Below are 14,739 nucleotides of genomic sequence, written 5' to 3'. Positions count from 1 at the left end.
CGCGAGTGCTTCACGCTGTCTGCGTATCGTTTTCATCCTCCGTGACGGTAAACCAGGGGTAGTAGCCCATGCGGCGCTGATAACCGCTGGCGGTATCAACCTGAACCTCACGTCCCTGGGCATCGTAGTAGTGGCTATCAGCATGGCCGTAAGCACGCATAGCGCTGTCGACGACATACTGCCAACTGTTGATGAAATAGGGCTGGTACTGACGCACCGGCAGCCCCTTGTTGTCATACTCCACGCGACCCGACACCGCCCAGCGCGTATCGGCATACGCCACCACCAGCGCGTCGTTGCCGTCTATCGCCAGTTCCCCCTCATCGGTGCGCTGCCAGGCATCCCCGGGCGGAACCTGCGCCAGGTTTTGCAGCGCACGACCAAAGCCATCGGTATAGGTCACGCTGGCGCGCACCTGCTGCGCACCGTTTTGCGGGAAGTTATCCGCCACCAGCGTGGCCGACTGCACCGGAAGCCGTGGGGCTGAGTCAATCAACTCACATAACTGAGCGTCAACCTCGCCGCTGCGAATATGGCGCAGCGCGTGGCTGCGTAAATGACCGTCCGCCATCACCCAGCCGCGCGCCAGCCATGTCGTTTGTGTGGGTTCATCCAGCGTAACCTGCGGCATCCAACTGAATACATCACGTGCGCTACGGCTCTGCTGGCGCAGCAACGTTCCACGGCTGGCGATCAGTTCACTGACCGTGGTTGCGCAAGAAACCGGGTTATCCGCCAGCGAATCAAAGCCGACCGCGCCGCTCTGCTCTGTGCCCAGGATAGCGCTTGCCACCACAAACCCCAGACCATCGCGCTGCACCTGCCGTTGGTTATCGTTGAGATCCGTCACCTGCCAAGGTTGTAAAAAGCGGTAGTCAATGGCCGACTTAGTGGTATTTCCCAGCGCATCGGTTTGGCCGTTCTGGCAACAATTATCCACGTCCCATGCCAGCGTGACGGGTGAAAGCGCCTGGTTGGCCTGCACCGATGCGGGGTGATAAAAATGACTGATATCAAACCAGGTCGTGTAGGTATGTGGAATAACCCATACGGACTGCGGCGTCTCGCCTTGTGTCCTGAGCAGGGTATCCACCTGCAGATAGCCGGACGCGCGTAGCAGGGCATCGCGTTGATCGACATTCAACACCTCGTCCCAAGCATGCAGCGCGACATCGTCCAGCTCCGCCGTTTCCAGATGATCGACTCGCGCCTGAAAATCGGGGGAACCATTGAGGTAAATCACCTGCTGTTGCCCGGCGAACGTGCGCGGTTGCGCATCGCCCAGCACGCCATCCGCCTGAATGAGATCTTCATAATGCAGTCCCTGTGGCCAGGCATTATCCGGCTGGCTGAGGCAGTTTTGCCGCTGCGCGTCTGGTAGCGCCAGACGCCAGGCCTGTGGATCGGTCAGGTGCCAGACGCCGACGCGCTGTTCCTGAATGCGCAACAACTGCTGCTGTTCGTCATATGAAGAGGCCCAGGCGCTGGACGGCAGCGAGTCGGGGTACGGAGATACCGCCGGTTTTTCTCGCCGAGGGTAGTTCAGCGTCACCTGCCACAGCGTCGTGCCGTATTCATCCTGTTGCAGCGCCACCTGCTGGCCGATCAGGGGATCGACCGCAATGCGCTCGTAGTGATAGTCAGTTTGTTCCAGTTGGGTAGGGAAAATAACCGGGTCGTCCGTCGCGGCATCCTGTATCAATCGCGCCTGATGGCGATAGACGGAAACGCTATACGGGATATCCGGCGCATCCTGGCCATACACCTCCGTGCGCAACGGGCTGCCTTTCAGCGCGCGATACAGCCACCAGCGCTGTCGGCTGCTGACATTTTCCAACAGCACATCCATTTGCGTGGATTTATCAAAACTCGTCAGCCGCGTCGCCGCCTGGCTAAACGCCGCATGATCCTGATAAAGCGAACCATAAAGCTGGGTTTCATCTTCTTCTCGTCCAGTGTGATACCAGCTACATGTGCGCAGCGCTGGCGAGAAATCCGCACCGCTGTCCTGCGCGCTGTCGAGCGTTTCAACATAGCCGAACCCACGATACTCGCGCTCCTGGCCGTCATAAAAACCGTTGGCGTAGCGGAACTGCTGTGTGCGGAGATTCCCGCCTATCTCGTCCTGCTGCTGAATTTGCTGCAACAACGGCAGCGTCATCGGCAAGCCGCTGGCTACGCCGGATGTCTGCTGCTTCTCATCCAGCCACATTTGTGCGGAGCTGCGATATGCCAGGGCCGTATCGCAGCCCATATTGTTGTTCATACCGTTCAGCAGCCACGGTTTCATAGTACAAAAATCGAATCGCCAGTGCGTGACCTGTGGATACGGCACGGTCAGGATCAGGCTCAGCATTCCCTGCCCGTCAACATCTGCGCAGCTTAATTGACAGAGGTTGTCATAACGGACGCCCGCAGGTAGCGGCAGCGTCAACGGGGCATCAAAACCATTCCCGGCCTGATTCAGCCAGATGCGGATACAATCGCTTTCAACGTACAGCATGTCGGCCACGCCATCGCTATTCACATCAACCAGCCATAGCTGTTGCGGGTTAAAGCTCACCGCATCAAAATCTAGCGTCGCCAGCGTGCGCGGCGCAGCAAAGCGTCCACGTCCCAGATTGGCCCACACCACGATTTCATTATGGCGAACGCATACCAGATGCGGCTGCCCGCTGCCCAGCACATCGGCGAACGCGACCAGCTCGCGGGCATCGCGCCCCATCACTGGCAGAGGCGAAGGCTGCGCGACCTCCAGTGCCGCGCCGAATCCCTGTCGCTGGTTGGGGTAGAGGCGTAAGCTGTCCGGCCCCATCAGCGCCAGATCGCTCAGACCACCGCCCATCAGATCGATCCACTGCGCCTGCGGATGAAATATTTCGTTGGGTAATGCGCTAAGGGGGCAAAAAGTGGACCAGGTGCCATCCGGCTGGCAGGTGAAATAGCCCGCCATTCCCGGCATGGCGACAAGCCAGTCCAGCCTGCCGTCGCTGTCGATATCCATCAGCCGCCCTGCCGCATTAAAGGCCGAGGGAATTTCCGGCAATGGCAGCCACTCGGCATAGTCGATAGCATCGCCACCGTTTGCCGAGCGACATGGCGCGCGGTAATGCCAGCCCTGCGGATCGCGGCTGAGGATCCCCGGTAGCCCTTCACCGTATAAGTCGACGATTTGGTACGGCATGGCATTATCCAGGCCGTTGAATGCCGCCCATGGCGTCCAGGCGGAGGCGTCCAGTACCGGCGAAAACTCGCTATAGCGCAGGTCCAAAGGCGGCAACGCACGCAGCCCCTCCTCGTCATAGCCCATCTGCTGTGCGCCGCACAGCAGACTCATCTGCGCGTTCTGCTGATAATCGATAATCAGCCGCCCCACCAGCGCGAGGGGGAAATCGGTAAAAGAGTGATAAAGCAAGATCTGTCGGCATAAGCGCCAGCTGCGTACCTCAAAACCGCAGGCAAAACGGGAGAACGGATCGCGGCGCAGTAGCCATTCGCCGGTGGCGGAATACGGCGGCGGCAGCGTGCTGTCCAGACTGCGTTCGCCGTAATCCAGCACCAGCATGCAGTGCCAGTCGGCGCTACTGGCGCTGTCAGTCCATAACAGAAGGTCGGCGCTGGGTTGAGCAATGGCGTAGTTAACCTGCATCAGATAGAGCTGGTTATGCTGCTCGGCGATCGAATCTGCGATCCCTGCGCCATCCTCATGACGGTACTGGTAATAGATATGATCACCATCCGGCGCAACGGACTCTTCTATAAACCAACAGGCGATTCGCTGCGGATCCTCACTATCATACAGTTGCGCCTGCTGGCTTTTACCCAGGCAGTGCAGTTGACCATCGGCACCATGAATCAACCAGAAATGACCGCTGGCGTTGCGCCACTGTTCGATTCGCGAAAAGGCGTTTTCAATTCGCGGGAAGTAGCGCACGACCTGCCAGGGTTCGGCAAATATCACGCCGCCAAAACTCGATACACTGCGGCTCACCACGTTACCCGCCTCATCACGCTCCGCCACCAACGTTTCGCCATCGGGGCCGATAAACGTATCACTATCGTCATAAGCGGGCACGCCTGTACTGGTTCGTCGGGCGATGGACATCAGGCCGAGCGACCATCCCATACCAAACGCGCCGTTGCCTTGCAGGCTGCTATAAGCCAACTGTAACGATGGCGCATAGCCGCGCCCCGCGCTCGCCGGTAAGGGTAAAGAGAGCTGGCATGCGCCATCTGGCCCCGCCAGCGTCAGCGATTCCCCCATTCCTTGCTGGGTTGCGCCCCCCTGCGGCAGGGAAAGTGCGTTAACCGGCAGTAATGTTTTTTCAGACATAGGCATTGTTCTGCCGCAGAATTCTGCGGCAGCTCCTTGAGATGTTTAAAGACCCGCTTCAACAGCCTGTTCAAACGCGCTGCCGCCATAGATAGCCGTGTAATGCACCTGCACAATCGCATCATTCAGAGCCGCGAGAATGGTTTGCTGTTCATCGCTCATATAGCGTGGGAACGCCAGTTGCCAGGAGGAAATCGCACCCGTACCTTCGAAGGGTAAATAACGCTCATCGCCAAAGCTGAGCATGAACAGACCGCTGTCATTCATGCCAGAGGAGATGGCGATTTGCTGGCTGGCGCGCAGATTGGTGACAATATTTGTCGCGTTGCCGCTCGAGGTATCGCCGTTGAGATACTTCACACCGTTGATATCCGCTTTCAGCAGCGTGCTGCTACTGGTCTGGGTCAGCGTGGCGCGAATGTCCTGGTAGGGGCCGACCAGCGTCGGTAGCGACAGGGTGATATATTTTATCTGGCGCAGGTAATGGCCGGGATAGTCATTATCAAACAGCGATTCGTTCAGCGTGAAACTCACCAGGCCTTTGTTGATGAGGTCAGCAAAGTCATCGCCCAACAGCTGTTTCAGCGAGACGGTTCTCGTCAGCTCCAGGCGGCGTTGATGACGTGACAGCCACGCCGATTCCATCTGTTGCAGGTTCAGCGTCAGCGTTTCGCCTACCAGCAGCCCGTGATAACTGTCGTTCCATGCACCGGTCTGGATGAAGGTTGTCGCCATATCGCCCATTTCATACTGCCAGCAGGACTGTGCGCTCAGGCACAGCGACAGCACGGCGTCATAGGCCTGGCAATAGAGTGCGGAGAGCTGCCCACACAGCCAGTTGTACAGAGAAGACTGGGTAAAACGGGTGGTCAGGTAGCTCATTGTCGCCTGGAGATCCGCCTGCTGCTGCTGCGCCTGCTGTAGCGACGTTTGCGCCGCCTGCTGGCGAATACTCAATGCATCCAGTTGCTTATCAATAGCAGTCATCTCAGACTGCGCCTGCTGATACTGAATTTGCCACTCTTCGCTGCGCCGACGATACTCTTCCGAGATGGCGATACGTTGCGCGGCAACATTGGTGGCTTCCGCACTGGTTTGTAATACGCTGCCCGCTGCCGTCACTGCGGCGCCCCAGACGCTGCCCCCATCTGCCAGACCAAAAATATTCGGTACCATATTCATCGCCGCACCGGCGCTAAACAACGAGCCAGCCGCCGTCATCATCGAACCCGAGGTGGTTTGCATATTCATCACCTGCTGCTCGCTATCCGAAACGCCCTCGTCGTACAGTCGGTAGTAGTGATCATAGCGCTGCTGTGCAATAGCTCTGCTGGCTTGAAGCGCAGTGGCATCTGCATTCAGCGCCTCCAGAGATTGTTGTTGTAGCTGAAGCGTAAAAGCGGAAATGTCCAGTGCCTGTTGCTGCTGAAGCTCCTGTAGCCCTTTCGCATCGCCCTGGTCGTAATAATTCAGCAGGGTTTGCCCCAGTTGCGACAACGTACCCACCGCCGATTTCGCGCTTTGCAGCATGGTGCTAAAGCGGTACGGCGGAATCGTCATCGCCAGCGTCGCCGCCGCGTTGGACAGCGAGCCGCCCTGCGCATACTGCTGCATCAACAGCGTTGGATTGGCTAGCGGGGCGTACAGCGGAATATTCAGCGGCTGTCCGTCAATCGACAAATTGTGGCGCAAGTTAAATAAGCGAGAATCGACGGTATTCCAGAAATTCAGCAGATAAGTATTCAATGGCTCACTGAAATTCGCATTATCAATGACCGCCATTCCGACGCCAGTCTCACCGGCCATCGACAGCAAATCCATCGTGCTGGTTGTCGCAAATGCCGATAATGTCGTATCGCTGGCGCTGGCTATATTCGCTAGCGTATCGGGCTGCCATTTATTCATTAACTGGATATCAGGACGCGCCCCAAGCAGATCCAGAACCTGGCAATAGCGCAGCTTCGCCTGGCTTAGCCCATCGTTGGTCAGCAGACGGTAGTCCGCATCCGCTGCAGCAATAAGGTTACTGATATAGGCCATAAAAATGGCTTTTTGATAATGGACAGGGTCGGCAACCGCAATGGCATCAGGGTCGAGAGGGTCCATCACCATGCTGCTTTGCGTTTCGCCTGTTGGCGCTTCAACGAGCGGACGAACGTTCCAGTAGTCTGGTTCCGGGTAAGCGGGGTTACTACTGACTCTACCTCGCGCAGAAGGATCGAAAATATAGTTCAACCAGCTCTGGGCATCATTATATTGACCTTCCTGATACAAGCGATGCGCTACCAGCCACGGCATGTGGAAAAATAGTTCCCAGAAATAAAGACCATTAGCGCCATTGAAGTCCATCGGCACAGGAGTGCCCCCCTCCTCCAGCGAAGGTTCCACCGTCAGCTGCGTATCCCAGGTTAATAGCTCATCGATACTGATACTGGCCTTGTTAATCAGTTCCCTGGCAAACAGCGTGTTGAGCCGGACGCTGGAGTTGTCCGGCAGACTGAGATATTTAGCCTGCCCCTGCGCGGTTTCATTGGTTGACAGAATTTCACCGGCATTCATCTTGCCGGTAGCCGGTGAGAAATTAATCGTAAATTTCTTGTAGGCTTCGGCTTCTGGCGACGATTCACGTTTGACACCATAGTAATAAATCATGGTGGTCAGTTCTGACAGGTTTTCAATCTCATCGGTTTGAATAGTCTGATTCTCTGCCAGACCATAATCAGAATACTCAGCAAGCACCTCACCGCTGCCCCAGCTATCTTTATAAGCCTGGAGGCTCCAATAATAGGCCGGGCGTGGGAACTTGAATGAATTCACGATGTAAGTATTGTGCATCGCTGACGAACAAGAATTCTTCGAGCGGAAAGTAATTTTATAATTATCATCATAATTAAAATCGATTTCTGGTGCCTGGAATACGGCTCCGCTAATCGTTATCTGGGTATCACTTTGCTGTGAACTATTCCCGGAAATATCATGCTCACTACCGTTAATACCACTGGTGAGGTTATCCACCTGGATAGAGATAATTTTCTCTTGGGTATAGAAATTACCGGACGTCGCGACAATAGTCCCATCAACATGGATTGATGGATGCTGGAAGTCGAAGGTCATCTGGAACCTGAGCGGTACACCACCACTGACGTTGGCGGTTCCGGTGGCATCCAGATGGCTGATATCATAGTTCAGTGACGATGCGGCAAATGAAGACTTAATTATCGCACTGGAATCAGTAATAGTAATATCATCAGCTGTTAATGATAAATTATTAACAATGTCAGATTCAGTGAAGCTATCAAAGGATTCATCCTCCGTTACCGTGACCGAAAACGAGGTCATACTCCAGATATACTGGATTTTTTTCTGCCCGCCGTCACCTTTATAATCATCATAAAAATCGCTAAAGAAATTTGGCGTAATCGTTGGCTGATTAAACCAGTAATCAATTTTGATACTGAGATCGGTGTAGCCATCAGTCTGGTTATAGTCGGTATACAGGCAGACGGCTAAACTCTCAGCAACCGAGGTATCGGCAGGGATCACATGAACCGCAATGGTGTAAAACTGACTCGGATCTTCACAATCAAATAAATTTTTGTAGGGATCATTCTCCTGTTGACTATCGACGCTCACCAGAACATTCGGCGCACTCCATGTCTTATCAAAGTTATAGCAGGAAGAATAGGCTTTAAGGGTAACGATATCGCTGCCATCCTCCTGCTGCCCGGTTATCGTTTTTTCATACCAAATCACATACAGTCGATTATTAAATAAAATGGGTCTGATAGTACCGACAACGGCGTCTGCATTGAAAGATACCGCTATCTCAATCCACTCAGACCATGCGCTAAATGGAATCACACCATCAACGCGATTACGCATATCAAGGGTACGGAAATAGTATTGATACGGTGCGGTGCGTGTTTTACCTATAAAATAATAAATACTCTGCGGGATCGAAATTCCATCCAGATAGCCGGAGACAATATCCAGATTAGCAATATTTTCAAATTCAGAAAGATAGCCCAGAACATAACTCTGTTCCGCCGAGTCGGTGAGTGAACTTTGATTGAGCATCGATTCTAGTTCGATGAAACTACTGGATTTACCGTTACGCAAACCAGGATCGAGATAGTTTTCTGGGTAGGTATCCAGCTCCACGCCGCCACCCCATATAGAATATTGGTTGGCACCGGTATTCCATTCAGTAATCTCGTTAGCATCAAGAACCTGTGTGTTATACCCAGGCTCCATGTTCAGAGTAATGCTGTTGATATACTGCTGAATACTGGACATTGCCTGGGCAACACGAGAGGTTTGCACATCGTTGTTGACTAGCGGGTCGATGAGCAGATATTCATAAACATCTTCGGGGGTGCTAATTAAAGAATCGAGATCTTTGGCCGGGACATAATTACCAATATAATAAGATAATAAAGCATCGCGATATCCCTGATTTAATAATCCAGTGACGTTTACAGACATAATAGTTCTCCTGGCGCAGGCGGCCGTAAAGCTGCGCCTGCACTCGCATAATTGATGTTATATACGCGTCATACTTCAGGCCGAATAAGCGAAATGGTTGCGTACCCTGCCTGATGGCGGCTCACGCCTTATCAGGCCTACAAAACACTAAGCGGCAACTTGAAGTTTATTGTTTGGTTTATAAAGTCGCCGTCTGTGTAGCAATAAGCGCTTCGCCAACGTTCTGCCAGTCATCCCATGTTGATGTTGTATTTAATGCTCCAGTAGAAATCATTGTCTGGGCTGAGCTAGCGGAACGTTCCGCTAATGTTTTTACCCGCATAACAATATCGACATCAGCCAGGGATGCGGCAATCCCCGTGCTGTTGGCATGCGCTGCTGCCAGTTTGACCTCATCAGAATCCCAGAAAATCAGCCCCGCTAACATCTGCGCCGCCTGCTCAACATTGTCTGGCGTAATATCGCCGGTAAACGAATTAACCCAGCTTAAGTAGGCCAGTACGCGATCTTCATTCCCTGCCAGAGCCAGCCAGCGACTATATTGGCTAAACAAATACGCCATTTTCAGGGTTATCATGGTATCAGCCAGGCCAAACCACAGCGGGTGGGTTAGATATACGGTTAAACAGGCGGGGGTTAAATCGAAAAGATGACACCATGCGGCTCTGCGTCCCAACTGATACAGCTCCTGCAAATACGCATCAGAAATATCTTCTGGCACACTGGCATCGCTGAGCGCCAAAGTGTCACATAAAAAATCATATTCTGAGTTTCCGCACCATTGTAATAACAGCGTTGAAAGGGAAACGTTTAATTGCAGCGTGTTAGCAATCGCGCTATCAGCAATGCCATTTTGTTCCAGGCGAGCCTGCCAGATAATATTCGTCAGGATCCGAGTTGCATCGTCATTACTCATATCGGTAAAGGTATAACCGGCAATCGCCGCAGAAACCGAGTCAGATAGCGTTTCATAAGGCGTTTTAGCGCCAGCGGTAACAGTCATCACCAGACCATTACTGTTATCCACCACCGACTTTAACGTCTCCATCCACGAGACGAAGGGTGTTTCTCCCGTCGAAACCGGCTGTCCTATTCCTGATGCAGTAAAATCTGTTTCACTCAGCAAGGTAGCCGGTAATTGCTGATTAATCCCCTGCACGAAATTAAGCTCTGCCGTCGTTGCTGGGAAAACGCGGTTGGGTTGCTGAAGTAACGTCAGAATAGTGCCAGGAGTCAAGGTGTTATCTTTGAGCCACTGCGCCAGATCGGCCAGTGAAACCAGCGTATCGAGAATGTCTCCGCTAGCGGGCAGCCCGTTATTATCAACAGGATTAAACACCGGTACGCTGGCAAGCTGTGGAATCGCCTGGGTTTGAATCGACAGGAGCGCCATACCGTCATAAAAACCATATCCCAGCCAGCGAGGCAACATCACCAGCCGATACAACGCGGAAACAACGGCTAAAGAACAGCTCAGAGTACGGGCTGTTTTATCGCCCTGATATTCTGCGACCTTATCGGCAACGATTTGGAACTGTTGCGTATTAATGCCTAATCCGGCACAGATCTGTTTTACGATCCGCGCATCGGTTTCATTCTCCATCGCATAGCTAAAATCAGTATTAGTGATACTAAATGGCGTTTCAAACAGAGAGGGGCTATTAAAGATTTTGTCAAAAAACGGAACGTCAGGGGTGATAGCACAGGATGCCATATTCCCGATGATAGCCGTAAATTGCTCAGGAGAGACATGGTATGTGTCCGCATAATAACGATAGGCCCCCAGCAAGCGTAACAGGCCCTTCAACGCATTATCGCTGGTATCCGTAATGCAGGTAAGAAGCGAGTCAATGCGGTCAAAAGGCAATGCCAACCAACGTTGTAAACGGATAATACGGTTAATACGATCCATTCTTTCATCTGACAGCCCAGTGAACGTTAATGTCGGCTCACCCGTTGTATCCTGTGATGCAGAATAGGCGGGAGGTTGAGAGCTCTCCACTGTTCTATTCTCAGCCTCGGTTTGCGAAATTATTGTCGTAATACTGACATACCCCAGTTCACTGGCATCTGGGGCATTAATAAATACCGCACCGTATTGCACCGGAGAAACCGCCGTGGAAAATGGCACATTCGGTGAGCCGATAACCGTCATTCCCCCTTCGTTAACCGCCAGCATATTTTCCAGTTGCGGCATGGTTGTTTTGGTCTGTTCGGTAAAAAAGGTCACGTCGTTAAAGATCGAATAGTCCGCAGTAACCGTACCGTAATTAGCGGTATAAAAAGCGGTAAGGTCGTCAGCAGAAGCGTTATCGGGTTCTGTCAGAATCGTTTGCTGCTCAGGGGCCAGGTTATTTCCCAGCACCAGCGACATACCAGACACGGCAAGGGCGGGATCGGTGGCCGTAAACCACGGCCAGGTGATGTCCGTTTTCTTTATCACTTCATGTAAAGACAGCGCGGCGTTTTTTAAAGACAGCAATGTCTGCTGGTGCGGGTAGTGATAAGGTAAATTTTTCGGATAACGCGTAACCGATAACGTTTCATTGACCGTTTTGTTAGTGGCCTCCTGAATATAAGGCTCAATGCTGCTTTCCAGTACCTCATTAACGAGTTGTAGCGATGGAATAACCTGATTAATTGCCGCATCATCAATCACTAACTGTGGCAGATCGGGGCGTCGCTCTGTCAGGCTGATAATACTTGCATTACCCATCTGCGCTTCAAAATCTAACGCTTGGTTATACAGCCAGGCCAGGTATGAAACCGGTGAGTCATTCGCTTCCGGTGCGTTATTCAGGCAATAGCTGCTCCAGTCTTCCAGAAAAAGGTTTTGCCAGGTCGGGCCATTTTTCATTAACCCACCGACGCTCATCGGCGAATCCATTACCTGATGTTTTGTCGATAAAAATTGGCGATAGAGCTGAGTCGCCAACCCGGCAGAGGTATCATAAACTGCACCGGCCATTTGGCGATTAATACGCTCGCCAGATAACGACTCGATAAATATTTTTTTGGGCTGGCGGACGATATCAAAAACAGATTGATAGCCTTTCTGTTTTAGCGTTGAAGGTAAATCAAGGTCATCGCTAAATAATGACGATAGTTTTTCATATGTGCTCATAATGAATCCCTTTAATGAATCATACCGAGGCGATAAAACGCCAGGTAGCTTAGCCGCGTAATGATAAAAATGGCTAAGATGATTCTTGCGTAGATATTTCACTGTGGTGATTCATTTTTTAGTGATTAATCCACTTAAAAGCGCACATACGACGAGATCCGCAAGAAAAGCAGAAAGAAAATGGGCGGGGATTGTAACGGTCTTTTTGCCTGAACGGTTAAGAGCCTCCGGCACGGAAAATGGGCAAAAAGTCGCCCAGCCGGGCGACTCGATTATGCTAACGAGCTTACCAGTACAATTTCCAGCTCTGCGTCATACGCACCAACGCTTCTACATAGAAATAATCCCCCCAGCTACAGCATTCATCGACACCTTTATCGCTGGCGAAGTGGTAAACCGAGTGTTTCAGTATGCCCGTTCCTGGCTCATCCAACCCCATCAGGTAATGTTTCGATAACGATGACATCATCGCCATCGCCCACTGCTGATAGCGCTCACGGTCAGGATCGGTGGTCGGCAGATATTTCACTAACTCTAACAGGCCACAGACCGCAATCGCCGCTGACGACGAGTCGCGCAGCGCGTCCGTACCCACCAGCGCCAGATCCCAATGGCAGATGTGATCTTCCGGCAGGCGGTTAAGGAAGTAGTTAGCCAGTTTTTTCGACAGACTAATCAGTGTCTTATCACCAGTGTAGATGAAGCTAAGCATAAAGCCGTAAATGCCCCACGCTTGCCCGCGTGACCAGCAAGAATCATCGGCATAGCCCTGCTGCGTTTTACCGAAACGTGGCTCGCCGGTCTGCACATCCATATAGTAGGTGTGATAGGTCGAAGCATCTTCACGCACCAGATATTTCGCCGACTGGCGCACATGCGCGCGAGCGGCATCGGCAAAGCGCGGGTCGCCGGTCTGCTCAGTCGCCCAGTACAGCAGCGGCAGGTTCATGGTGCAGTCAATAATCATCCGCCCCGCCTGTTCCGGGTCAGTTAAAACACCCCACGCCTGAATGATTTCCGCCTTACGGTGGAAGCGCTCCAGCAGAGCTTCTGCCGCTTGCAGCGAAAAACCACGCGCATCGCGGCTACCGGTGAGACGCCAGGCCGAGACACAGGAAAGCGTGTACAGAAAACCCAAATCGTGGGTGTTGGTGTCGTGACGCCCGGCAATGCGCAGGCCAAACGAGCGCACGTGCTGTTCTGCCAGCGCGCGATATTGCTCATCACCGGTCATTTCCCACGCCAGCCACAGTTGTCCAGTCCAGAAACTGGTCGTCCATTCGACATTTTCGGTTAATGGGTAATAACCGTTAACGCAGGCCTCGCCGGGAAATTTATCACCGAAGTCTGTTATATGACGGCTAATCAGCTTAAGGACATGGCTACGTGCTGAAAGCATCTCATCATTAAATATCTGAGGATTAATCGCCTCTCCCGGAAATTCGCGCAGAGCTTCCTCAATAATTGGGTTTACCATTTTCGCTTCCTTAATTCAGTAGAGCTTATTTAGAAATACCATTTTCGGCCACATCAAGCGCAAGCTGGCGGTGATTTTGACGTTTACAGGCAGATAAAGTGAAAGCGGAAACCAGCGTGAAGAACAGCGCAATAGCTCCCATAATCATATAAGTTTTTTCAAAACCGATACGGTCGTACAATAACCCCGCCGGGGAAGACACCACCACATTACCGATATACAGCATGGCCTGATAACCCAGTAAATACATGGTGGCATTGACACGTTTATCGAAATGCTCAGCGATATATTTAAATACCGAAACCAACAGCAGGCAGATTTCCAGACCATACAGCGGTTTAATCACCGAAATAAGCAGGTGTGAATCACACAGGCCAGAGATAATCAACCGCGCACCGACTAATGCGCCAACAATCAACATGCCGCGCTTCGCACCAATATAGTTAACAAACATCGGCATAAAGATATACATCACAAATTCGGTGCCGGACTGTACCGTACCCAACAGGCCAAATACCGTATTGCCCTCATGCACGTCACTAAAGAAGGTGACAAAGTAGCGGGAGAACTGCTGCTCGGCGACGAACATCATCCATGCGATACCGGCAACGTACAGACAGAAGGCCCAGAATTTACGGCTTTTCAGCAGATCGAACACATCTTTCAGCACAATTTTATCTTTCGACAATACCGCGCTGGCGTTGCCGGTTTGAGTGTCCACTTTCAGGCTCAGCAGTACCGCCAGCATAATCAGTGATGCCACGCTACCGAGAATAAAGTTATAGGCTGGAGAGAGATTGAACAGCAGACCAGAGAACGACGACGCAACCGCCCAGCCCAGTGAACCCCACATGCGGATCTGACCAAACTCCATGCTATTCAGGCGGCTATAACGGTCAGCATAAGATTCACAGGCCGCCACCCCGGCATACCATGCGAAGCTCAGATAAATAGCACCGACAATAATCCCGAGCATAGTGTGCGAAAGCAATAATGGCTGGTAGACATAAATAAAGAATGGCGCCATCAGGGCGGACATCACGACCACAAAATACAGCAGATATTTGCTCATGCCGATTTTATCGAGAATATAGCCATAAATCGGTTTGAGAATAACAGAGAATATTCCGTTAACGGCAAATACAGTACCAATAACCGCGCCACTAAGATCCGCTTTCTGCCCTAACCAAATAGCTAATAAACCAATACTGGCTGACCAGGTAAAAAAGTACAAAAAGATAAAGGTACTTATTTTATAATATTCTAGCCTGTTTTGAGACGATACTTTTTCCATACAGTCCTCGAGCAAACTTTGTAGGG

At 51.9% G+C, this 14,739-nt stretch carries 5 protein-coding genes; all 5 read right to left on the bottom strand.

Annotation, left to right across the window (positions count from 1 at the left end):
- Positions 1-10 precede the first annotated feature (10 nt).
- Entirely contained in the window at positions 11-4,333 is a 4,323-nt protein-coding gene (locus AC6I4B_RS03490) for a SpvB/TcaC N-terminal domain-containing protein (RefSeq protein ID WP_497769634.1), read from the bottom strand.
- 45 nt (positions 4,334-4,378) lie between these two features.
- Positions 4,379-8,818: a Tc toxin subunit A-related protein gene (locus tag AC6I4B_RS03485; RefSeq protein WP_497769632.1), complete on the bottom strand. Its 4,440-nt coding sequence runs from the start codon at positions 8,816-8,818 to the stop codon at positions 4,379-4,381.
- A gap of 178 nt (positions 8,819-8,996) precedes the next feature.
- Positions 8,997-11,942, bottom strand: coding sequence for a Tc toxin subunit A (locus AC6I4B_RS03480; RefSeq protein ID WP_497769631.1), 2,946 nt, complete (start codon positions 11,940-11,942; stop codon positions 8,997-8,999).
- Positions 11,943-12,228: 286 nt separating this feature from the next.
- The gene (locus AC6I4B_RS03475; RefSeq protein WP_497769629.1) at positions 12,229-13,419 is read right to left on the bottom strand and encodes a glycoside hydrolase family 88 protein; all 1,191 of its coding nucleotides are present in this window, start codon (positions 13,417-13,419) and stop codon (positions 12,229-12,231) included.
- Between the two features lie 25 nt (positions 13,420-13,444).
- A complete protein-coding gene (locus tag AC6I4B_RS03470; protein ID WP_497769628.1) occupies positions 13,445-14,713 on the bottom strand; it encodes an oligosaccharide MFS transporter in 1,269 nt (422 codons plus the stop codon).
- Positions 14,714-14,739: the final 26 nt, after the last annotated feature.

It is taken from the genome of Kluyvera fluvialis, assembly GCF_059725275.1.
Note: the sequence above shows the minus strand (reverse complement) of the source record. Positions and strands in the feature narration are given on the sequence as shown.

Excerpts from the sequence above, each read along its gene's own strand:
- AC6I4B_RS03490 (WP_497769634.1), bottom strand. The coding sequence starts at position 4,333 with ATGTCTGAAAAAACATTACTGCCGGTTAACGCACTTTCCCTGCCGCAG.
- AC6I4B_RS03475 (WP_497769629.1), bottom strand. The coding sequence starts at position 13,419 with ATGGTAAACCCAATTATTGAGGAAGCTCTGCGCGAATTTCCGGGAGAG.
- AC6I4B_RS03485 (WP_497769632.1), bottom strand. The coding sequence starts at position 8,818 with ATGTCTGTAAACGTCACTGGATTATTAAATCAGGGATATCGCGATGCT.
- AC6I4B_RS03470 (WP_497769628.1), bottom strand. The coding sequence starts at position 14,713 with ATGGAAAAAGTATCGTCTCAAAACAGGCTAGAATATTATAAAATAAGT.
- AC6I4B_RS03480 (WP_497769631.1), bottom strand. The coding sequence starts at position 11,942 with ATGAGCACATATGAAAAACTATCGTCATTATTTAGCGATGACCTTGAT.